The organism is 'Camptotheca acuminata' phytoplasma (genome assembly GCF_041276565.1).
Taxonomy (GTDB): Bacteria; Bacillota_I; Bacilli_A; order Acholeplasmatales; family Acholeplasmataceae; genus Phytoplasma.
In genome coordinates this window covers 12356-35622 of sequence record NZ_JBGGGR010000023.1, presented here as the reverse complement: position 1 = coordinate 35622, position 23267 = coordinate 12356, and the positions used below count along the sequence as shown (strand labels likewise).

Below are 23267 nucleotides of genomic sequence, written 5' to 3'. Positions count from 1 at the left end.
GTTTATGAATCAAAATATATACATTTGATATTGAAGAAATTTGAAACAAATTTCAACTTAAACACAAATCGTTTTTTTAAAAAAACGTTATAAATTATTTATTAATTTTTTAAAAGAGTTTCGTTTAAGAAATTAGTTAGATTTGTTGAGTATTTTTTTCTATTCTTTTAATTAATAAATTAGTTAATAAAATTAAAATTAAATAAATGACACTAATTATAAAGAAAGGAGTGAAAATATCAAAATCAAGACTCATATTTTGTCTAGCTATATATAAAAGCTCAATTGTTCCGATGATCGCAAATACTCCGCTTTCTTTCAAATTAACAATAAACTGATTTAAAATAGAAGCATAAGATCTTTTAAAAGATTGTTGAAAAATAATAAATTTAAAAACTTGTTTTTGATTCATTCCTAAAGAATAAGCAGCTTCAATTTGACCTTTATTTAAAAATTTAATATTTTGTAATATAATAGTTGAAATATTAACAGCACTACTTATTGTCATTACAATCAAAGCGGCATATAAAGCATTAATATCAAAAGGAAAAATTTGAGGTAAAGCGTAGTAAGCTAAAATACCTTGAGCTCCAATAGGAATACTTCTAAAAATAACAATCAAGACATCAATTATTTTAGATAAAAACGTTTGTATATAAAAAACTAAATTAGAAACAAAATTAAAAGCTAATTTATTAATTTTGAATTTATTTTTTTTATAATCATAAAAAATCTTAAATTTTACTAGAAAAATACTCAATAAACAACCAAGAATCAAGCCATTAAGAGATAAAAATAAAACATTATAAAAACCCTTAGAATATAACGGTAATTTTTTGAAAATTTTTTCAAAAAAATTGTATTCTTTTGTTTTCATGTCTGCTTCAATTTGTTTAAAAGTGTTATTATGTGTTGTGTTTTTTTTTGCCATTTTATAAGTTTTTTGTGTTAAGTCTGTCCCAGGACCAAAAAACTTTTCAATAGCTCCGTTAACTTTATTTATGACTTCATCTTTCTGTTGCTTGGAAAAAACAATCTTATACTCTTTAATATCGTTTGCATATTTGTCATCTTTTAATTTGATCGCTTTCAAATTAGAATCTTGCAAAGCAACGTATTGACAATAATCAAAATCTAATGTAAAAAAACCAATCTTTTTGTTTTTTAAATCATTCACTCCCATATTAACAGATGCCTGCATATTTTCAGATCTTTTTATTTTATCTTGACCGTCTTGAACAATTCCAGCTAAAATCTTTTGGTCATATAATGACCCCTGAAAAGAAGAAAATTTTAAATTTTCTGGAATATCACTTAGTGATAAGTTAGCAAGTTTAGTTTTTTGAATAAAGTCTTGTAATTTATCATACTCCAAATCGCCTGGTTTTTCTGCTTCTGGTGGTGACAGATTCTCTTTGCGTGTCAAAATACCAAAATAAGGTTTATAATAGGCATCAGACCATTTAAAATCTGGATTGTTTTTTCTTTTATCTGTGAAACTAACAGTAGAAAGAAAAAGATCGATTTTACCTGTTTTTAAAGCTTCCGGAAAACTATCGAAACTAATAGGTTGAATTTTGATTACTTTATTCATTTGTTTAGCTACAAAACGAATTAATTCTATTTCTGTTCCGTCAACATAAAAACCATTTTCTGCAAGAATTGCAGTGTCTTTGTTAAATGGTTCAGAAGAAGAGAAAACCATAGGTGGAAAAGAATCGTTAATTATACCTACTGTCAAATATTTATCTTTGTTTTCAAAATATTCTTTAATTGAAATTTCAGGAAATATAACAGTCATATTCAAATATAAAAAAAATAAAACAAAAGCACCAAGTCCTAATTTTAATTCGTTTTTTTTAAAAAATAATAATATTTTACTAATTCTTTTTTTCATAATTCTTTTTCTTATCTATTTCGATTATTTTTTTATTAAATAATTTAATTCCATAACAATTTACAAAATTAAATAAATAATTATTAAAAAAATGAATTTATTTTTTTATATATTTTCAAACATTAAAAAAAATATCATTCATATCTTGTATATAAAATTAAAAATAAAAAAATTGATTTTAATTTATATTCAAAAAAAATATTGTTTGTTTATTTTATAAAAACGTTACAATTCCAAACATAAATTTATTATTTCGTTATAACTATTAAAAATATAATATATTTTTAGAAAGAATTACCCAAATAAAAATTATTGTATTATAATCAAAAAAAATAATAAAAAAATTTTTAATTCAAAAAATGAATAAATTAAATTATTATTTTTAATTATTAATTTTAATATAACATAAAAAAAACAACAATTGCAAAAAAATAAAAAATTTTATAATATTTCAAAAATATTCCAATGAAAAAACTATCATTTTCAATTCTTATTTTAAAATCAATTTATTTATTTAAAAAAACCAAAAACGAAATATATCACAAACCTAATTTGAAAATGAAACATCTTTATAAATAAACAAACTTTAAAAAAATATCTTGTTTAATATCATGTAAATATCGTTGATTAAAAACTATAACCGAAATAAATAAATAAATAAATTAAATAAGAATATCTTATTAAAATTTATATTATGTAAATTTCATAATAATAACCCAAAAATAATTTATTTTTTTATTTTTAAAATATAAATAGTTTTTTTTGAAAAAAATATTTTATCGAAAATAAAATTTTACATGTATCAAATATTAGTTTTGTTTTCATATAAAACTTATTTTTTGACAAAAGTTTTATTTAGTAAATATTTTCTTTTTTTTGTCATTATTAATTAATCCAAAAAATAAATTATTATGTTTTTTTTATAAAATGTTTTTAAAAAACTAATTAAAAAACTAAAAAAATTTTGATCATGAATTATTTAAACCTTCAAATTAGATAAAATCGCATTCATCGTTTTCAAATAACACAAATTAAAGACTATTATTTATCTAAAATAGACATAATAAAAAGACTTTCTAAACAAAGAAAGTCTTTTTATTATAATTATTTATTAATTTATCAAAAAAATATACTAAAAACGAGATAAAAGATAATTTATCATCAAAACTTATACTTCTTTTTTTAGGTTTGCCTAAAATAAAAGTAAAAAAAAATATTTAAACAAACCCAAACAAATAAATTCAATAAAAGGATTTTAGTAAAACCAAAAAAAGTTAACGAAAAAGAAACATAACTTTAATAAAACTAGCTTTAAATTTTATTTTTAGTTGTTTTTCGAATAACTAAATTAATAAGAGAAACTAAACCTAAATAAATAACGCTAATCATAATTAAAGGAGTTGTTATATCAAAACTCATATTAATGTCTTTGTCAGCCATCCATTGTAAATTTAATAATCGAATAATAGAGAAAATGGCGGTTTGTTTAACATTCACAATAAATTGTTCTAAAATGGAAGGATAAGTTCTTGTGAGCGTTTGTTCCATTACAATAGAAGAAAAAACTTGTTTTTGAGTCAATCCTAACGATTGAGCGGCTTCAATTTGTCCTTCATTTAATAATTTAATGTGGCTAATCATAATGTCGGTTAAAGCAACAGCTGCATTTAAAGCAAGAACAAAAATAGCAGTGAAAAAAAAGAGTAAAAGTAGAATGTAAAGCTAATAACGGAACAAGTTTAAATAAAGCGTAAAAAATTAAAGCTTGTGCCATTATTGGAATAGCTTTTAAAAAACTCATAAAACGATCTAAACCAAAAACAAAACCACGAACCATTACATTAAGGGTTGGATGTTTTTTCTGGCTGAAGAATCTAAAGAAAGTTTTAGCAACTACAAAAAATAAAGAAAAAGCAAATCCAAGTAATAAACTATCAATGGCTACAATAATAGAAGTTACAGCAGGTCTTGTATATTGAGGTATTTTAGAAAAAAGTCTATAACCCATTTTAATCAAAGCAGGTTTTTCATCAAATTGTTTATTAGCTTTTAATATTTGATTATGAATCTCTTTACCTTTATTGAAAAATTTAGTTGTGTAAGTGTTGTCTCTTTTTTGTTTATATTCTTCTTCTTTTTCCTTAGTAGGATTTTCTGATAATACTTCTATTTCTAAAACTTTATTTAAGGCTTGTTCAATTTCTTTTTTAAACTTTGATTGTTTAGCTTCTTTATCAGTTCCTTCTAGTTTCTTTATAAAAATTGAATAAGGACTCTTTTGAAAAGAAATATCTTTAACTTTAAAAGTTTTTATATTTTTATTTTCTTTAATAATCTGTTCAAGTAAAATTTTTTCAGAAACAAATCAATCAGCTGAACCATCCTTAATTAATTGCGCACATAAAGCTGGATCATCTTTCATTAAAGTAGTAGTATCCTCAAAAACTCGTCCTATTCCTTGAGGAGAATTATCATTCCAATACTTTTCTAAAGCTTTATGAGTACTAATCCCTTTAACAGTTGTCATTTTTAATTTAGTGCCGTCTTCAGGAGTTTCCAAATCTGATAGTTGAACCTCTGGTGGCGTATTGTCTTTGTTTCCGGCTAACAGTTGGCGGAAGGTTTTGCCTGTCTTAAGTTTAAAACGATCTAATTTAGTTTCTAGTATCCCGATGAAAGTATCTGGTTTAAAATAAGGAATTGCAAAAGCCTTTAAATCTGTTTTACGTTGTTCTGTACCTTCCATGAGTCCTATAATTAAATCGGTTTCTGATTATAAATAATTTAACACTCCAGGGAATCCGTAAACTTTATAAACAGGGGTTTTGTGTAAATTTTTAGCGATTTCGTTTATTAAAATAGCATCCGATCCTGTTATCAATTGTTGGTTGGTAGCTAAAAAAGCATTTTCTCCTTTACTTCTAGCTGGCATAGCTAAAGGAGCAACAATATCGATAGTATCCTATCTTTAAAACTTTATCAGAAGATGTTCCTTTTGTTAATGGATAAAATAAATACAAGTGCCCTAATGCCAACAAACTAAACAAAGAAAGAAAGCTAAAAATATGAATTCTTTGTTGAGTTAAGTGTCTTTTAAATTTACACTTCATATTTTTTAAAAAACCTAACTTTTCAAAAATAGCACTAGAAGTTCATTTTTATATAATTTTTCCGTCCGCCATAAAACAAATATTATGAGTTACTTTTTTTAGCAAATTTCATTTCACGAGTAAATCAAATTAATAAAGTCATATTTTTTTTATCATTTGCTATTTTTTTGAAGGTTTATTAAAACATCTTGAGAAGCTCTTTAGGATCTAATTTTAGTTCGATGTTTAAATAAGGGAAAGTATCCGAAACCAAAATAACCAATAATTTTAAAAATTTCTCCTTATATAATGATTCAAAAATAATATTTAGAAAGTCCTTCATGAGAGAATATTTATGGACTTTTTTTAATTTCAATTAATTTTGGAACAAAATTATTTATCTTTTATAGGTTTTAAATTTTTAATAAATAAGAAAGATTCTAATAATAAAAATCTAAGAAAAAATTTTTTTATATGAAATTCTCGAGAAAAATTTAGTGATAATATAATTAATGATGATAAATCAGAGTTGTAATTTTATTTTAGCGAAAATAATCTTTTGAATTTTTTAACAAAGCATAAAAAAATTTAATAATCGTAAAATAACTATCAATTGGCAAAAAACATTTGCTAATTAGTATTATTATACAATAAAAATAAAAAAAGTTAATTTATTTATTAATTTTTTTTGATAAATCGTTTAATTTCAAATAGAACTTAAAACAAGAACTATTTTAGGGTTTTGTTTATAAAATATTCATCCTTATAACCGAAATTACAAAAAATCAATTTGGTGATTAAATCAAAAAACATAAAAAATAATTTTTTTATATTCATAAATAATAAATTTAAAGAACAAAAACAAGTTTTAAATAAATTATATTTAGATATAAAAAAATCCAAACTATTTAAAAATAATTTAGATAAATATATTTTTCTTCAAACTTATAATTACTCTATTCTGTCGATTTCTCCTTTTAAATTATAAAATGTTCTTTTTAACATTGTTCCTGTGTTAGGATCAAATTCAGCTAAAAAATGAAGTTTATTACTGTTTATATAGTAAGCTGTTTCTTTGAATTTTTTACCAGTTTTAGGATGAAATTCTTCGATAAACCAAATTGATGTTCCGTTACAACGATAAAAGGTAATTTTAGATAATTTCTTTTTGTCTTCATCGAAATATTCATGTATTCTTTCAATCCTCTTATCTTGATTATAAATTATTTCTATATTTTTATTAACAGGTTCTTTTTTTTCTTCAGACTCTTGATGATTTACGATTTCATTTTCTTTGGAATTTTTTTTATCAAAAAGCGACAAAACGTTTATATTATTGTATTTGGTAAAAAAAATAATAATTAATCCTAATATAATTAAAAAAAAGAAAACAAATATAAAATTAATTTTAAACATTTTTGAACTCCTTATTTTCGGAAAATAAATAAAAAATATTAATTTATATAATCCAAAAACAAATTAAAAAAAATTATGAGAAAAATAATTTTATTCTAATTTATAAAAAAAGATATAAAAGATATAAAAAAATAATTTTTTAGTTCCAAAAATAAATAAGTTATAATTTATTTGTATTCATTTATCTTAAAATATATCAAGAGTCAAAATTGTTAAAAAAATATTTCTATTTCGAAATTCCATTAAAAAATTAATTTTTAATTTATTATTAAACGCCTTCAAAACATAAAAATAAAAAAATTAAAGAAAGAAATATTATTAAAAAAATGAGAATATTACCACATGAACTTTATCCATACAGTCCTAATTTGTCGCTTTGCGCTTTAAGAAAAGAATTTGGAATTTATGATTTTTGTTTAAATAAACAAAAATATAACCAAGCTATGAATCCTTTTTTACAAAAAGGACGTAATTATTTTAATTTTTCTATTTTCTTATGGGCTCAAGAAATGCAAAAAAGAAAAAATTATGTAAATAGTTTTCATTTATTCTATGCTTTAAATAATCCATATCAACCAATTGAAACAGATTTATTTTTAATTCTAGAATGTTGTATTCAATGGGACATCAAAAAATTTATTCCTTATCTTAAAATAAATAATTTATCATGGTTTAATATTTTTTGTAAAATTTCGAAATCAAGAAATCATAATATCAATTTTTGTAATCAAGATACTTACAATGAACTTTTACAATGGTATAAAATTAATTTTATGAAAGAAAACTCAAAAGGTTTATTAAAACCATATCGTTTAAATATGGAAGAAGTTATAAAATATTTTAATCAAAAAGTAAATTTTGATAATTCCAACACTAAATTAAATCAAAAATAAATAAATTATAATTACGCAACTCTCAACATTTCATGAACAAACGAAAAATTTGATCAAAAAAACAAAAAATTCATAATAAAAAAAATATAAAAAAAGAGAGTGTTATTGACACTCTTTTTTTATAAAAAATTATAAAAACGTTTTCATGTTAATAAATTTAATTCAAATATTTTTTTAAATTGAAATTTTATTAACTAAGAAATTTTATCATTTTTAAATAATCTTAAATTTGTTGTAACTAAATTAATTTTCAAATTTGGTTCACAAGGTAAACTACTTGCTAAAAGTACTTCAGAATCAGATAACAATTGAAATTGCACTTTTCTTTGATTACCTGTTGAACTTATTTGTTTATTAATTTTTAATTGTAAATTTGGTTTATTTTTAAATTCAAATAATTTTTTTTCTATTCCTGTAGAATCTTTTAATACATTAATAGAAGAATTTGGTTTTATTTCATCATTTTTTAACTTAAATAATAACTGTGATTGCGGTTTGTCTGTTAGTATCTTATCCAAATCTGTTATGTCAAATTTAAAATCATTTTCTGAGTGAGCTAATAATTTATCGATTTTATAAAAACATTTTGTTTCGTCATTCACATTTACTTTTTTAAAAAAATCAATTTCGCCATGTAATCTAGCAGAAGCGTCAGATGATTCTGGAGTAGAATCTTTATTAATTTGTTCTGTTTGAGGTATTACATTAGTTTTTACGTCTTTTTCTACCTCTTTTCGATTAATAACCAAAAAATAAAAAATTACAAAAAATGTTGCGATTATTAAAAATATGATTATTGCATATTGAATTTTTTTTGTATTTATTTCATTTTGCATAATAATATACTTTATACCACCTTATATTTTATTTTTTTATATTGAAAAAAATGAACCAAAGATAATAAAAGATAATAAAAGATAATAAAAACAAAATAATAAATAACTCAAATATTAATAACAATAATTAATTTACAATAATATACTTTATACCGCCTTATATTTTATTTTTTATATTAAATAATTCAAAAATAAACGAAAAGATAAATAGCTAAAAACATAATAGTAATAATATTTATAATTACTATTAAGATAGATTATATTATAAAGGCAACTAAAATTAATAATAAATATTTTATAATTCGACATTTTAATCAATAAAAAAAACAAATTTAAGAGATTATTTTTTTATCATAATCTTCAAACTTGTTTTTGAAAAATAATATTATCTTTCTTTAATATTCGATATTTTTAAATAAATAAATATCCATTTATCAATTATTTCTTTTTTTTATTTATTTGACTTTTTTTAAAAAAGAAATATTTAATCAATATCAAAAACAATATATATTTGAACCAATAAAAATTATTTTTAATAATAGCGAAAATAGAGTTATTATCTGAACTATTTTCTTCTTTTTGAATTTTATAATTTTTAACAAAAGAATATACTTTATTATCTATTTCTGTTTTTGTTATTTGATCTTTTTTTAATTCGGATTCAACGATAGATAAAGCTCCTCTATTTATCAATTCGATATCTCTCATAAGGATATTCGAACCTAACATATTATCTATAAAAATATATTTATTTATATCTTCAGAAACTTTTTTATTTAATTGTTGTTCCATTTCTTTTTGTTTGGTATCAGCTTCTTTATTAAGAACATCAATAATCTTCTCTAAAGTTAAATTTTGATAAAACAATTCTTTTTGAGTTTTATTTTTTAAAAATTCAATAATATTATTTTTATCCAAATTAAAAACAATATTTACTTGAGGCAATATCATTTTCCATTTTTTTCGAAAAATTTTGTCATCATGTTTGGATTTTATTTTATTGATATAATTTTCAATATTTTTTAAGGAATATTGAGAAAATTTTATTAAATTTTGATTCATTTCATCATTAATTTTTTGTTGTATCTTTTGAATTTCTGGATCGGAAAATATTTCCTTATTAAAAGGAATTTTTTTAATTAAATCATTAATTTTTTGTTGTAAAAAAAGGTTTTTTTCTTGACTAAATTTTTGTTGCATTTTGAAAATAATTTGATTTTTTATTTCTTCTTCTGAAGCGTTACCTTGTTCCAATAATTCCTTTATATGTTCTTTTATGTCGCTTTTAATCTCTGCAATATTGTCTAAATTAATAAAATTATTTTCTTCGATTAAAACATGATAAACATCATTAAATAATCTTTTTTCCAAATCTTGAATATATTTTTCAATTTCATGTTCCATTTCTATTTTGTTGTTTTCTATTTTTTTGTATATTTGAGGTAATTGATTTTGGAAAACTGGATCTAATTTTAAAAAATTATATTTATCGTGATATTTTTCTAATAATTGTTTCATTATATCTTGATTATATTTATTTTTTTCTATATCCCAAAAAAAATAAATTTTTTGTGATTTTTGAAAAATAGCTTCATTTAAAACATCTTCTAACGAAGATATTTTTTTAGTTTTTTTACTTGAATTGCTCCCTTTTTTGGGTTCAAAATAAAAACCCAATAATTTTTCAGGTAGAGGATTTTCTTCAGAATAAAATTTTTGGATTTTTTGTAATTCATCTTTTTTAATTTCTATTTCGGTTAATTCATTGGAATTACCTTCCAAATAAAATATTTTTTTATTTTGTTCATTTTTTTGTTTTAAAAATTCCAAATATTCTTCTTCTTTACCGATAAAATGACTATCCTTAAAAATATGTTTAATTGGAGTATTTTTGAAGTCTGTTATAGATAATATTTCTTCCAATTGATGTTTGACATGTTGATGGTCGTCCCAATCGATAACTTCTTTATCATTAAGAAACCTACTAAAGATAAATTCTAGATCTATAGGTAAAATATTTAAATGTTGATGTCTTAATAAGGCTGTGATGGACGCTTGTTCAAATAATTCTATTATTTTTCTAGGAGTTCTTAAGAAATCTAATTTAGAATCAATTATTTTTTGTACTATTTGATCTAAATATTTGTAAGCTCTCATATCTAATTTATATTTTTTAGATATTTTTTTGACGAAAACATTCAAACTTTCTTGAGACCAAAAATCAACTTTAATCAATTTATTAAATCGACTTAAAATAGAGCTATCAATCTCATCCTTGAAATTTGTCGTCCCTATAACAAAAACAGGTTTCGTGTCTTCTGTATGAACTCCTTCAATTTGAGATAAAAAAGCTGTAATGACGTTCCCATGATCAGAATTTAAACCGTCACTGTTTCGTTTTCGAAAAGCTACTTCGCATTCATCAATCAAAATTACACTAGGTGAATGTCTACGTGCTTCTTCAAAAAGTTTTTTAATTAATCTTGGCGCTTCTCCTACATATGTTTTAGAAAAATCATCTGAAGTAACACAAAAAAAAGGTAAACCAGCTTCTTTAGCGAAAGCTTCAGCTAAATAAGTTTTTCCTGTTCCAGGTGGACCGTATAATAAAATTCCCTTAGGAGTTTTACGCGTTCCCATATTTTTATACAAATCTAAATTTTTTAAATGTTCTAAACTTTCTCTTAATTGTTCCTTAGCATCTTCCATACCTATTACTTCAGCGAAACTAGCGAACTTATCTGTTTTTTTTAAAAAACTTTGGACATAATCTGATTCGTTATTTTTTTTAATTTCTTGATCTTTCTTTATTTCCTGCATAAAATTTAAAGTTTCTTTATGCATGTTTCCAATATGTTGCATTGTTTTTAAAATTAAATTAGTAAATAAAGTATTATCTTGAATGGAATTTTCTATTTTTTGTTTATATTTTTCTATTTTAGTTTGATTTTCTTCTAAATTTTTTAATATTTTTTTAATTTCTGTTTTTAATTCTTGTTTATCGTTTTCATTCAAAACTTGATTTTTTTTAATTTTTTCTTCTTGTTTTTGGAAATCTATTCTTAATTCAGTGTTTTGTTGTTCCAAAGTTTCTAAATTTTTATTTTTAGAAAATATTTCTTCTTTTAAAGAAACAATATTTCGATTCAGTTCATTAATTTCTTGATTTAAAGAATCTTTTTGTTTTTGTGATAACTCTTCTTTTTCTAATAATTCAGCTGTTTTTTGTTTTAATTGTTCTTCTTTTTTAGTTATCTCTTGATTTAAAGCGAATATTTCTATTTTATTATCTTCAATATTTTTTTCTAAATCAACAATTTGTCTTTTTTTCTGTAAAATAATATTACGTTGTTGTTCGATATCTTGATTTAATTGATCAATTTTATCACGTAAAACATATACTTTATCTTCAGTTTCTTTTAATTGTTTTATTTTATCGTCGATATCTTTTTTTAATTTATTTTTTTCTTTTTCGCTGAATATACGAAAGGAAACTATTTCTTCTTTTTTTTCTTTTAATTTTTGATTCAAAAATGATATTTCTTTTTGATATTCTTGTAAAAAGTTTTCTTTTTCTTCTATTTGTTTTCTAAAAATTTTAATTTGTGATTGTAAAAAATCAATATTTGTGTTTAAATTATGTTTTTCTGTGTCGGATAAAAATTTATTTTCGATGAGTTCTCTATTTTTTTCTTCTATTTTAAGAACAAAAAGATCAATTTTATTTTTTAAAGAAAATATGATTTTTTCTTTAATTTCAATATTAACATTAATTTCATCGATTGTTGCTTGTTGTTGCGAGATGACTTTTTTTTGTCGTTCAAAAGTTTTTTGGTAATTTTCGATATCTTTTTGATTAACAGCTAATATTTCTTCTAATTGATTTAATTTAATAATTTTATTCGCGATATCTTCTTTTAGGATATTTTGTTCTTGTTGGTTGATATTTTGTATCTTTGTTATTTGTTCATTTTTGGTTTTTAATTCAACTATTAAATCAGAAACGTCTTCTTTATTTTGGAATAAAATTATTTCTTGTCGATTCAATTTGTTTTGAATATTTTCTATTTCTTTTTCTAATTTTTGAATTTCATAATTAAATTGAGTTCTTAATTCTTCATTTAAAAAATGTTTATTTTCGATTTCTAATTTTTTAGAAATTAATTCTTCGTTTTTATATTGTATTTGTTGCTTCAAAGAATTTATTTCTTCTTTATTATCTAAAACATTTTGTTCTAAAAAGTTCATTTTTTCTTGTTGTTTTTGGATTTTTTTTTGATAACTTTCAATGTTTTGATTTAATTCATCTATTTTATTTTTAGAGTTTTGTAATATTTTTTCTATGTCTCTAATTTGACCGATTTTTTCATTAATTATAAGCTCAAATTTTTGTTTTTCTTTTTGTGTTAATTTATGAATACTTATAATTTCTTGATTTTTGAATCTCAAATTTAGAATTAATTCTTGAATTTCTTCTTGCTTATCGTTTATAAATGCTTCTTTTTCTTCTAATTTTTGTAATAATTGAAGATTATTTTGATTCAATTTGTTAATAATAGTTTGTAATTTTTGTTTATCTATCTGAGATAAAGAATTAATATCAGCTATTTCTGTTTGTTTTTGATTTAAAATTTTCGTATTTTCTTGAATTTTTAAATTTAAAAAAGCGATTTCTTCTTGATTTCGGCTAATATATAAATTTAATCTTTCTATGTCTTTGTCTTTATCTTGTAGAAATTTGTCTTGTTTTTGAAATAAAGTTTCATAATTTAATATTTTGTCTTGAAGTTGTTTAATATTTTCAAGATAAATATTTTTATTTTTTTGATTAACTAAATCTTTTTCTAAAATTATTATTTCTTCAAAAACATCTATCAAAAAATTAATTTTGGTTTTTGAAACGGTTTCGATATTAGCAGGAGACCAATTTTTCCAATACATTCCTTTAGAACTATTAAAATTATTTTTTTTATGTTCTAAATAAAAATTATAATTTGAAAAATCTGTTAAATTCCCTATAAAAACCAAAACAATATCATTTTCGTCGTACACAGTTTGCGAAATGACATCAGAAAATTCATCTTTTATATTATATTTTTCTAACAATTCGATTCTCTCATTTATATTTGTTTTAATTTCGTTTCTATAATGAGGTTTATCAAATTCTTTTAATATTTCTGTTAAAACTTTATTAAATAATTCTGGATTATTATTTAATTTAGGAAAAATTTGTTTTAATTTTTTAATAATAGGAAAGCGATCAAAACTATTTTCTTCTTGAGCTTTGATCAAAATGACATTTGGAAATAAAAAAAAGCAAAAAAAAATTATTAATATAAAAAAAATATTTGATAATATTTTTTTTATTATTTTCATTTGCGGAAAACTTTCTAAAAAAATTTTTCTTTTTTTAAGTATAAATATACATTAGTTCTTTTTCTTCCTATTTATCCATAAATAGGAAGAAAAAGAACATGAAAAAATATTATTTTTGCAATTCTTTTAACATTATAGCGGTAATATCCTGAATAGATTTATGAGTATCATCTACTTTAATCTCAAAAATTTTATTCATTTGTTTGTAATATTCTACTAATGGTAAAGTTTCTTTTTTATAAACCAATAAACGTTGATTAAAAACATCAATGTTATCGTCTTGTCTTTGGATAAGAGCATTATTATCATTATCACAAAAACCATGTTTTTGAGGTAATTTTGTTTCTTTATGGTAAATCTCGCCACATTGTGGACAAATCATTCTTCCCATAATTCTTTTTTCTAATAATTTTTCAGCCACATTAAAATAAAAAACTTTTGTTAAATTTACATTTTTTTTTTGTAATTCTTCTGTTAAAAATCTACCTTGATTAATATTACGTGGGTAACCATCAAGAATAATTCCTTTGTTTATTTTTTCTTGAGTTAAAAAATCACTTATCATAGAATTAGTTATATCATCAGTTACCAAAAGACCTTTTTTGATAAAATTATTAACAAGTAATCCTAATTTAGTTTTATTTTTATAATTTTTACGAAAAATATCACCTATCGAAATATGATGAATATCTAAAAGTTTAGACAAAATTAAAGATTGAGTACCCTTACCCGAAGCCGGAGGTCCTAGCAGTATTATTATATTCACTTTTCTTCACCTTTGTATTCATGAATAATTTTTTTATTAGATTCTATTTTAAATCCAAATGAAATTTTGAAAATTAAAATTAAAAAAAACAAAAAAAGTATTTAACCTATATCTAAAAGAAACCATTTAGCAATTTATCCTATATATAATATATATACCATATAAAATTTGAATTTGGAATAAAAAATAAAATAACATGCTCGAAATATCGCAGATACATGCCGAAATCAATTCATAAATATTTGAAAATTTAGATACAATCTAGAAACAAAAAACGTCATTTTAGTAATTAAACAAAAATATCATAAATTAAAAAAAATAATATTTTCATCTTATTGATATATTTTGAATTTCTCTTTTAACAAAATTTATTATAAATCATTTTTTTATTTTATATAAATCATCAGGTGTAAATAATAAATATTCTGTATCATAAATATGATTTCGAAAACCGTTAAAAGAAAAAAACCAAATTTAATTTCTTTTTTAGAAAACAGAGGATTTTTTGTTTTTAAGATTTCAGCGCGATGTGTAAAATATTCTATTACGCTATCTCCAATAGGATTAGGAGCGAATTCACACTCAAAAAAATTAATTTATTATTTAGTTGTTCTAAAACAATATCAATTTCTATATTTTCTTTCGATTTATAATTATTATCCCAATAACGACTGACTTGAATAGCTTTTGTATGATGATATTCCTTTAAAAATGTTTGACAAATTTTTTTAAATGTTAATATAATGAAAGGTTCTAAACTATATTTAATATAATTTTTAAAAAATGTTTCATGATCTAAAATGACAAATTCTGATAATTTATTTCTTAAAAAATAATAACAAAAATTAAAATAAGGATCTTTAAAAGAATAATTAGTTTTTTTAGGAGAAAGCGAATTTTCGCCAAAAGAAACTTCTTTTTTTAAAATTTCCATCTCTAATAAGTTATTAATTAAAGGCAAAATAACAGAAGTAGGTTTTTGGGTATAAGAAGAAATATCTTTAATTTGTCTATTTTTCCCAGCGATAAATTTTAAAATAGGAACATAAGAATTAATTCTTTTATTTTCATGACCTAAAATATTTATTACATCAGTATTCAAAATATCATCATTTTGGAAATAAATCTCACTAATATTTTTCTTTAAATCTTTTTTTGGATTTATTTTATTTAAAACAAAAGGCATAACGCCGAAAACACTATAAAATTTAATTTTTTCTACAGAAGTTAAATCGGGATAAAATGCAGAAGTTTCTAAATAATCAAAAGGAAGAATTTGTTTTTGAAACGATATCCTTTGATATAAGGGATTATCATATTTTTGTAAAGATTTCACGATCCCTAAATGGTTTCCAACTAAAATAATTTTAATATTAGAATTATCTAAATATTCGTCAACAATTTTTTGGAAAATAAAATTAATTTCAGGACTTGCGTCTGCTAAATACGAACACTCATCTATTACCAAGATTGTTTTTTTTCTTCTGGAATTTTGTTTCTTGAAATAAATAAACAACTGATAAAAATCTGGAAAAATATAATTAGATTCTCCAAAAAAAATAGCGATTTTTTCACTTAAAAGTTTTAAATTATTTTCCAATCCAGAAACGTCCGCAGAATATATAAATACCACGATTTTTTTTCAACAATTGTTTTAAAATACTAGTTTTTTCTACCCTTCGAACCCCATATAAAATACCTAAATGAGATTCCGGAGAATCGATATAGTTTTGAATTTCTCTCAATTCTTTCGTTTTTCCAATAAATTTTTTTTACTCATTTTAATAATCTTTTTTTATTATTTGATTAAATATTTTAACATTTTTGGCATCAAATTAACCAAAAAAAGTTCATTTTTTAATATAAAAATCGATAAAAAAAATATTTAATAAACTATTTTTAAATCGTTTTAGCTTCTAAAAACTTGATTTTTATATTTTTTTATTTATTTTTTTGATTCTTTTAATTTTAGTATATTTAAAAATATTAAAAATAAAAATATTTTTTTAACGAAATTAATTATATTCAATAAAAAAGAGAGATTATCGAAACAATTATTTCGTCATATTAAAAAAAGAATGTTTTTTTTAGAAAAAAACATAACATAATAAAAATAAATCGTTCCAAATTAATTATTTTTTAAAATTTATTTTTAAAAAATCAAATACATATTTAAAATAAAGAACAAAAAAACAAATATTTAAACTAAATTCAATATTATTTTTTATTTAAAACACATTCAATATGAAATAATGTATATATAATAATAAATAAAAAAATAAAATAAAGAAAAAAAGGTGTATTTTTGAGAATTAAAGAAAAATATTCAAAATTTCAAAATCTATTTATCTTATTAATATTTTTTTTAATTTATTCCAATTTATCTTTTAATTTTGTTTTAGGTTATAATTATTTTCATAAACGTATTCAAATGCCAGTTCATCTTCCTGATTACAAAAATATAAAAAAAGAATGGTTAGAAACCCAACCTAAAACAATCAAACATGATATTTATATTTTAGAACCAAATAATATTAATGTTTTTTTAAAAGAATTTAATGATCAAATTAATTATTTCAATAGTCAAATTCCTTGTTATAACGCCCCTGAAGAAAAAAATCTCATTTATTCTTTCCGCAATCCTCCCAAAGGATTAATAGGAGTCTATTTAAAATATAGATATAATATTTTTAAAGAAAAATATCCATCAAAAAACAATTTTTATACATTAGAAGAAATTTTAGAAAATGATGTTTCTATTTCAGAAGCTTTTGTGTTTTGGGATCAAAAAGAAACAGAAATTAAAAAAGAAAATTATCAAACAGAATTAGTGGAATTAGAAATAGATAATGAAAAAGATATCCCAAATATAATAAATAATTTTTTAAAACAAAAAAATATAATTTCTAATTCAGACAATATTTTTATTAAATTAGGACATTATAATATAGCTCCTAAAAAAGGAACAGTAGCGCCGATACCATATTTTAACATTTTCAATAATCAAAAAATTGAAATTGTTTATTTCAATAAAGGATTCAGAATATTACAGACTTTAGACAAAAATAATATATACGATTTATTAAAATTATCCAACGGAGCTAACCAAATTTATCTTTTTTCTTTCAAAAGAAAAAATATAAAATTTTTTATTGGTACTGTGTTACCAAGAGACAAAATGATAAGAGCTAATGACAAAGACAGTATAATTGAGTAAAGATAAAATTGATTTTTAATTTTTTAAAAACATACAATAAATAAATATATGAATTTTTTTAATTAAAAACATGATTTTGAATAATTCAATATTTAAAAGAAACAAAAAAAATTTAAAATATTATTTATTAATTGTTCCACATTTTTAAATTTTTCTTATCCCTTTAAACACATTTTTTTAAAAAAAACAAACTGTTAAAATTATTTAACAATTTGTTTTTTTTTTTTTTTTAATATTAAATTCAATAAAACAAATATTCAAAAATTTATTTGATTGAATTTTTTTAATAAATGCTTTGAATTAAAAAGAACTTTAATAGTTTTTATTTTTTTTGGTTTAAGCATTTTTATACCTTATTTATTTTTAAGATATAAATAAATTTAATAAATTAACAAAAAATCAAAAAAATATATTTATTCATATTCGTTTTTTAAAAATTTTAAAAAAATATGCTTAAACTTGTTTTTTTTTTTTTTTGTGTATACTAACATTAACTAATAATTAAGTAAATATTAGTTTTTTTTATAACTCTAAACATCGAACAAAAACACAATAAATTATCATTTATTTTTGAAAAGAAATAAAAAATTATTTTATATTTATCACTTTTTATTAATAAAAGGAGATGATAAAAAAATTTAAAATTTTTTTAATACGGTTGAAGCAAAGTTTTAATATGATTTAAAAATAAAAAATAAAAAGGAATAATATGTATGTCTCGTAATCCAAATAACCCTAAACCAAACAAAATAAAAACATTTTTTTCTAATTTGGGTCGCAAAAAAATTATAATCGGAGCATTGATTATTTTATTATTAATTACTTCTATTACTCTTTATTTTGTTTTTTCAAACAAAAAAAACACATTTAAAGTAAATTTACATGATGCATCTGGAAAATTAGTTAAACAATTAAAAATTAAAAAAAATACCAAAATAACAGATGATCCTACAAATAAACAATCATTTGAAGAATTAAAAAACGCTAATAGATGGGTCAAAAACAGAAATAATTAAATAGATAATCAACAAAGAATAGATGATTTTTTGCCTAATTATGAAACAGTTAATAGTGATTTATCGTTATTTCCTCTGGATTTAGCGCAAGATAAAAAAATAGTATCTTTTAATTCTAAAAAAGGAACAAAAGTCAAAGCTTTAGTGGTTCCAAAAGATACTCCAACTAACAAAATTAAAGAAAAAATTGATTCATTAGAAAAAACAACTTCAAACGATTTTAATTTTTGTGGTTGGTTTAGATTCGGTTTTGGTGGAGAAAACATCTTAGAACCTAATGAATTCGGGACACCAGAAGAAAGAGACTTAAGAACAAAAGATAAGAAGTTTTCTAATGAAATTAACGAAGACATAATTCTACATGCTTACTTAGAACCAAAAAACTCTAAGAATATTAATCATAGTGATAACGAAACCATGAAGGAATTTCAAAAAGCTAATGTAGAGCATATTAATCCTTTTGATGCGAATGATACAGCTCAAAGTGGTTTTTTAAGTCGTTTAACTAGTTTATTTATAAATACAGAAATTGATTGGGAACAAGCTATTCAAAAAGGTCATGCTAAATTTGTTAATGATTTTTCTAAGTTTAGTCAAGAACCAAATGAAGTAGGAAAAAGAACACCAAACACACCGGGAGAATTATCAACTAGTGTTTTAAAACCTAAATTTACTTTAGGAATATTAAAACAATTACCACAACATCAAGAATTAAATGGATTATTTGGTAATGCTTATTATGAAAAAAGTAAAAATATATCAGTAAACAAGATTGAGCTTACTTTTAAAGATGGTTTACAATTTGAAAACGGAGAGCCTATTAATGCTGCTACTTTACAATATACTATTAAACAACAACTAGATCCCCAGGTTAAACATATGAGAGCAGAAAATATTTTTAGTGCAAATTATTTAGGTCTTAAAAATGCTCAAAAATATTACTCACAAAAGCCAGAAAATACAATTGACTTCCAAGAAGTAGGAATTAAGAACCAACCTGAAGATCCGTTAACTTTTACATTAGAGTTTGAATCAGCCAAAAGCTTACATGATGTAATAAATAATCTAAATAGTGTAAAATTAGTTCCACCTGTAGCATATGACAAAGCTTTTGTAAATAACGAAAAAACTCAAAACTCTTATGGTACTCAAAAACATCCTTTCCAAAGTTATGGTCATTTTGTAATTAAAGAATGGAGCCCAAATCAAAAATTTGTTTTCAATAAAAACTATCAGCATTTTAATAAACAAAAAAATCCTTTCAAAGCGGTTTCTGTTAGAATAATCAACGAAAAGGCAACTTACCAATCAATGTTTAAAGATCAAAAATTGAACTCTCTTCCTTTAGAAGATGATGAAATTTTTCAACAGTACAAAAATAACCCATTAATTCAAGTTGTTCCTGTTGACTCAAGAAATGTTTTAGCGTTAAACAATAATAACCAAAAACAAAAAAGAGATGAGCCAAACTTATTTCACCCTTTAATAAATGATCTAGATTTTAGAAAAGCTTTATTTTATTCTATCAACAGAAACGATATTTCTAATATGGTTAATTCTTTAGAAGAAGGTAATTTAACTTATTTACCTGAAATTACTTCTATGTTTGGTGAACCAGTTGTTCCTAGTTACAACACTGTGGACACCCATATACAAAATATTAAAAATTTATCACCAGAAACTAAAGGATTTAATCCTAAATTAGCTTATGAATTGTTTAAAACAGCTTATAACAGATTACCTGATTCTTTAAAACAAGCACCAATTAATATTAATTTCCCTATTTATAAAATGCAACTTAGAAAAGTATCATTAGCTAAATTTTTAAAAGATCAATTTGAAAATTGCTTTAATCAAGAAGGTATAAAAATTAAAATTAATATTAATGAAGTAGAAAATTGGAATCTTTACGTTAAAGAATATATTATGATTCATAAATATGATATATTTTTTCACCCCGTAGGAAGTTCTGATACTACCGGTTATTTATTGATGAATTTAGAATCTGATGAACCACAATGGAGTTTTGGAGTTGGTTTTGGTATGGATAAAAAAGAAATAGAATTAGATTTTTCTCAGTTAAAAACTGATTTAGATAGCCAAAATACTAAACAAGAATGGTATCAAAAATTTATTAATGGTTTTGATGCTGATATTGATTCTGAAAATACTGATAACAAAAATGATAATACTAAAAATATTACTAATAAAATAAATATCCCAGGAGTAGAAAACTCAGGAAAATGGAAAGGAACAATCAAACAATTTAAACATTTTTTTGAAGCTACTCTTAAAAATGCTTCTAGATATTCCGAACATAAAGATCAAACTTTAACTCATATTTACGCTACTTTAGAAAAAGTAACATTAGACAATTTACCAGTTATCCCAATTAGTATATCTAAAGGAGCTACTGTTTATAAAAATATGAAATTTCAATGGCCTAATTTTAGTCCTTTTTGGGGAACCGGACCTGACTATTACTCGAATCTAACTACAGATCCTGATTATGTTTAAGTACTTTTTAAAAAGATGTTTTTTTGCTTTGTTATCTTTTATTTTAGTAGTTTTTAGTTGTTTTGTTTTAGTTAAAATGTCAATTACCAAACCAATGCAACCCCCTTTAATGGATGATATCACTTGGAATAATATTTTAGAAAAAGAAGGATATAATAAACCGATTATAAAACAATTTTTTCAGTGGAGCAATAATTCTTTACATGGAGATTTTGGTTTTTCTTTAAAGAGAAACCAAAATGTCTATGATGTTGTAAAAAACAAAATACCTTTAACAATTAAAATGAATTTAATTCCAACTTTATTATCTGTTCCTTTAGGTATTTTTTTAGCTATTTTATCAGTAAACCGAAAAAATTCTTATTTAGATCATTTTATTAGTTTTTTTACAATTATGATTATGACTTTAGGAACACTAGTGATCGCTATTTTAGCTCAATTTTTTTTCGTTCATATTTTTAATTGGTTTCCTTATCAAGTTGCAACTCCTTTAGAATGGCAAGAAAAGGGTTTTTTGTTTGGAGTTTATTCTTATTTATTACCTCTTTTGATAATGGTTGTATTAAATATGGTTTTTTATATTCGCCGTATTAAAGCGGAATTAATTGAACAAACTAATAAAGATTATTTTCTTTTAGCTCGTTCTAAAGGCCTTTCTTTTGGTCAAACAATTAACCGTCATGCATTAAAAAATTCTTTAGTCCCTTATGCTCCTGTATTGCTTGCTGAAATTACGGGATTAATTACTGGAAGTTTTTTAATTGAAAAAATATTTTCTGTTGATGGTTCAGGAAGATTACTACTTGAAGGATTTAACTCACAAGATCAACCTCTTTTAATGTTAGTTTTTGTTTTTTATACTTTGGTTAGTTTAATTTCTAGTATTATAGGAGATTTATCTTATCGTCTCTTAGATCCGAGAATAAAAGTTGGGGGTAAAAAAAATGAAAATGTTTAATCCAGATGATTTTACTTTTGCCTCAGAACTGCCAACTTCTAATAATATCAAAAAAAACAAAACAGAAACGACCCCAAATAAAAAAATAATTGGTTATTATCGAAATGTTTGGTATCGTTTTTTACATAAAAAAAAACTAAATTTATTTTAATTATTATAGGAATTATCTTACTTCTTACTGTTTTTGGTCCTTATATAAATCCTTTACCAAAAAACATCCAACAAAAAGAAAAAGAATTAATCAAATTTTTGCCTCCTAAAATCCCTCTTTTAGAAAAAATAGGAATTTTTGACGGGACTAAAAAAGAAGAATTATATCAAAACGATATTGACACTATTCAAAAAAATAACCCTAATATCATTAAAAAAATAAAAGAAAAAAAAGATGATAAACAAGTAGTTATTTTAGATGCTTATTTATATAGAGAATACAAAAACTCTTTAATTTCGCAAACTTTTACACAAAAAGAAGTTGAAAAAGCTCAAGAAACTAAAAGTATTATCGAACAAACACCTTTACCTAATAATTTATATAAAGTAAAAGTAAATATGTTTTTATATACCTTTAATAAAAACCCAAACAAAACTTATTTTTATTTTGTCACAACCGAAGAAGGAAACGATTTATTTACTGAACTTTGGAAAGGTTCTCGCGTTTCTTTATCATTAGCTTTAATAGTTTCTTTATCTACTTTATTTATTGGTGTTTGTATCGGAAGTTTATGTGGTTATTATGGCGGTATAATCGATTTAATAATAAATAGTTTTGTTCAATATTTAAGTTTACTTCCTTTTATTTCTCTGATGATAGTTTTTATGTTAAAAATAGGATTTTCTTTTTGGAATATCGCTTTAGTTTTTTTAATTAAAGGTTGGATAAGTTCTTTTTATTACACTAGATCACAATTTTATCGATACAAAAACAAAGAATATGTTGTTTCTGCACGTATGTTAGGAGCTTCAGATTTTCGTATTATGTTCAAACATATTTTCCCTAACATTATAGGCTTAATGGTAACTAGTTTCGCTTTATCAATTCCTTCTTTTATTCTTGTTGAATCTGTTTATAGTTTTACTGGTATTATTAAATATCCTGAAGGAATTTCTAGTATCGGAGAATTACTTGATAAAAGTTTTAGTAAAATTCACTCTTTTTCTTATTTGTTAATTTTTCCAATATCATATTTAATTATATTAATGTTTGCGTTTAATATTTTAGGAAACAACTTAAGAGAATCCTTTGAACCAAAAGATAATTCATGATAAAAAAATGAAAAATTTTTTGA

The 23267-nt window shown here is 21.9% G+C and carries 19 protein-coding genes; 8 read left to right on the top strand and 11 right to left on the bottom strand.

The features are described 5' to 3' along the window. Positions 1-136: 136 nt before the first annotated feature. The 3 genes from AB6A63_RS01850 to AB6A63_RS01840 all read right to left on the bottom strand — a co-directional run bounded on the left by AB6A63_RS01850 (position 137) and on the right by AB6A63_RS01840 (position 3905). Positions 137-1897: a transporter substrate-binding domain-containing protein gene (locus AB6A63_RS01850; RefSeq protein ID WP_370430994.1), complete on the bottom strand. Its 1761-nt coding sequence runs from the start codon at positions 1895-1897 to the stop codon at positions 137-139. 1311 nt (positions 1898-3208) lie between these two features. Continuing rightward, complete coding sequence (locus tag AB6A63_RS01845) at positions 3209-3538, bottom strand: ABC transporter permease subunit (RefSeq protein WP_370430993.1); 330 nt, start codon at positions 3536-3538, stop codon at positions 3209-3211. Beyond that, positions 3531-3905: a hypothetical protein gene (locus tag AB6A63_RS01840; RefSeq protein WP_370430992.1), complete on the bottom strand. Its 375-nt coding sequence runs from the start codon at positions 3903-3905 to the stop codon at positions 3531-3533. Before AB6A63_RS01840 ends, AB6A63_RS01845 begins: the two co-directional genes overlap by 8 nt. A gap of 94 nt (positions 3906-3999) precedes the next feature. On the opposite strand from AB6A63_RS01840, the gene AB6A63_RS01835 reads away from it, so the two are divergent. Next, positions 4000-4167, top strand: coding sequence for a hypothetical protein (locus AB6A63_RS01835; RefSeq protein ID WP_370430991.1), 168 nt, complete (start codon positions 4000-4002; stop codon positions 4165-4167). Positions 4168-4262: 95 nt separating this feature from the next. Here AB6A63_RS01835 and AB6A63_RS01830 read toward each other — a convergent pair whose 3' ends face one another. The 4 genes from AB6A63_RS01830 to AB6A63_RS01815 all read right to left on the bottom strand — a co-directional run bounded on the left by AB6A63_RS01830 (position 4263) and on the right by AB6A63_RS01815 (position 6402). Next, positions 4263-4457 (bottom strand): hypothetical protein, encoded by a 195-nt coding sequence (locus tag AB6A63_RS01830; protein WP_370430990.1) that lies wholly within the window; start codon positions 4455-4457, stop codon positions 4263-4265. Positions 4458-4670: 213 nt separating this feature from the next. Next, a complete protein-coding gene (locus tag AB6A63_RS01825; RefSeq protein ID WP_370430989.1) occupies positions 4671-4829 on the bottom strand; it encodes a hypothetical protein in 159 nt (52 codons plus the stop codon). Further along, on the bottom strand, positions 4819-5007 hold the full coding sequence (locus AB6A63_RS01820) for a hypothetical protein (protein WP_370430988.1): 189 nt from the start codon (positions 5005-5007) through the stop codon (positions 4819-4821). The genes AB6A63_RS01825 and AB6A63_RS01820 overlap by 11 nt, the downstream gene beginning before the upstream one ends. A 930-nt stretch (positions 5008-5937) precedes the next feature. Continuing rightward, complete coding sequence (locus AB6A63_RS01815) at positions 5938-6402, bottom strand: DUF2963 domain-containing protein (protein WP_370430987.1); 465 nt, start codon at positions 6400-6402, stop codon at positions 5938-5940. A 326-nt stretch (positions 6403-6728) separates the two neighbouring features. Here AB6A63_RS01815 and AB6A63_RS01810 point away from each other — a divergent pair, with 326 nt between their 5' ends. After that, the gene (locus AB6A63_RS01810; RefSeq protein ID WP_370430986.1) at positions 6729-7295 is read left to right on the top strand and encodes a hypothetical protein; all 567 of its coding nucleotides are present in this window, start codon (positions 6729-6731) and stop codon (positions 7293-7295) included. A 194-nt stretch (positions 7296-7489) separates the two neighbouring features. Here the strand turns inward: AB6A63_RS01810 and AB6A63_RS01805 are convergent, their stop codons facing one another. From AB6A63_RS01805 to AB6A63_RS01790, 4 genes are all read right to left on the bottom strand, one after another. Continuing rightward, on the bottom strand, positions 7490-8131 hold the full coding sequence (locus tag AB6A63_RS01805) for a hypothetical protein (protein ID WP_370430985.1): 642 nt from the start codon (positions 8129-8131) through the stop codon (positions 7490-7492). A 438-nt stretch (positions 8132-8569) separates the two neighbouring features. Beyond that, the gene (locus tag AB6A63_RS01800) at positions 8570-13423 is read right to left on the bottom strand and encodes an AAA family ATPase (protein ID WP_370430984.1); all 4854 of its coding nucleotides are present in this window, start codon (positions 13421-13423) and stop codon (positions 8570-8572) included. Positions 13424-13616: 193 nt separating this feature from the next. After that, positions 13617-14273, bottom strand: coding sequence for an adenylate kinase family protein (locus tag AB6A63_RS01795; protein WP_370430983.1), 657 nt, complete (start codon positions 14271-14273; stop codon positions 13617-13619). Between the two features lie 544 nt (positions 14274-14817). Further along, positions 14818-15906 carry an AAA family ATPase gene (locus AB6A63_RS01790; RefSeq protein ID WP_370430982.1) on the bottom strand — a complete coding sequence of 363 codons (1089 nt, stop codon included), beginning with the start codon at positions 15904-15906 and terminating at the stop codon, positions 14818-14820. A 672-nt stretch (positions 15907-16578) separates the two neighbouring features. Between AB6A63_RS01790 and AB6A63_RS01785 the strand changes: the two genes are divergently transcribed. The 6 genes from AB6A63_RS01785 (at position 16579) to AB6A63_RS01760 (ending at position 23244) form a co-directional block, all read left to right on the top strand. Then, positions 16579-17490, top strand: a complete 912-nt coding sequence (locus tag AB6A63_RS01785; protein ID WP_370430981.1) for a hypothetical protein — start codon at positions 16579-16581, stop codon at positions 17488-17490. A 713-nt stretch (positions 17491-18203) separates the two neighbouring features. After that, complete coding sequence (locus AB6A63_RS01780; protein ID WP_370430980.1) at positions 18204-18506, top strand: hypothetical protein; 303 nt, start codon at positions 18204-18206, stop codon at positions 18504-18506. A 30-nt stretch (positions 18507-18536) separates the two neighbouring features. Then, on the top strand, positions 18537-21023 hold the full coding sequence (locus AB6A63_RS01775; RefSeq protein WP_370430979.1) for an ABC transporter substrate-binding protein: 2487 nt from the start codon (positions 18537-18539) through the stop codon (positions 21021-21023). Next, on the top strand, positions 21016-21981 hold the full coding sequence (locus AB6A63_RS01770) for an ABC transporter permease (protein ID WP_370430978.1): 966 nt from the start codon (positions 21016-21018) through the stop codon (positions 21979-21981). The genes AB6A63_RS01775 and AB6A63_RS01770 overlap by 8 nt, the downstream gene beginning before the upstream one ends. Next, entirely contained in the window at positions 21974-22132 is a 159-nt protein-coding gene (locus tag AB6A63_RS01765; protein ID WP_370430977.1) for a hypothetical protein, read from the top strand. Before AB6A63_RS01770 ends, AB6A63_RS01765 begins: the two co-directional genes overlap by 8 nt. A gap of 98 nt (positions 22133-22230) precedes the next feature. Further along, positions 22231-23244 carry an ABC transporter permease gene (locus AB6A63_RS01760; RefSeq protein WP_370430976.1) on the top strand — a complete coding sequence of 338 codons (1014 nt, stop codon included), beginning with the start codon at positions 22231-22233 and terminating at the stop codon, positions 23242-23244. Positions 23245-23267: the final 23 nt, after the last annotated feature.

What these genes read in the sequence shown, in the direction of transcription:
- AB6A63_RS01770 (WP_370430978.1), top strand. Translation starts at nt 21,016, where the DNA reads ATGTTTAAGTACTTTTTAAAAAGATGTTTTTTTGCTTTGTTATCTTTT.
- AB6A63_RS01825 (WP_370430989.1), bottom strand. Translation starts at nt 4,829, where the DNA reads ATGCCAGCTAGAAGTAAAGGAGAAAATGCTTTTTTAGCTACCAACCAA.
- AB6A63_RS01810 (WP_370430986.1), top strand. Translation starts at nt 6,729, where the DNA reads ATGAGAATATTACCACATGAACTTTATCCATACAGTCCTAATTTGTCG.
- AB6A63_RS01820 (WP_370430988.1), bottom strand. Translation starts at nt 5,007, where the DNA reads ATGAAGTGTAAATTTAAAAGACACTTAACTCAACAAAGAATTCATATT.
- AB6A63_RS01845 (WP_370430993.1), bottom strand. Translation starts at nt 3,538, where the DNA reads ATGATTAGCCACATTAAATTATTAAATGAAGGACAAATTGAAGCCGCT.
- AB6A63_RS01765 (WP_370430977.1), top strand. Translation starts at nt 21,974, where the DNA reads ATGTTTAATCCAGATGATTTTACTTTTGCCTCAGAACTGCCAACTTCT.
- AB6A63_RS01815 (WP_370430987.1), bottom strand. Translation starts at nt 6,402, where the DNA reads ATGTTTAAAATTAATTTTATATTTGTTTTCTTTTTTTTAATTATATTA.
- AB6A63_RS01780 (WP_370430980.1), top strand. Translation starts at nt 18,204, where the DNA reads ATGTCTCGTAATCCAAATAACCCTAAACCAAACAAAATAAAAACATTT.
- AB6A63_RS01840 (WP_370430992.1), bottom strand. Translation starts at nt 3,905, where the DNA reads ATGGGTTATAGACTTTTTTCTAAAATACCTCAATATACAAGACCTGCT.
- AB6A63_RS01850 (WP_370430994.1), bottom strand. Translation starts at nt 1,897, where the DNA reads ATGAAAAAAAGAATTAGTAAAATATTATTATTTTTTAAAAAAAACGAA.
- AB6A63_RS01805 (WP_370430985.1), bottom strand. Translation starts at nt 8,131, where the DNA reads ATGCAAAATGAAATAAATACAAAAAAAATTCAATATGCAATAATCATA.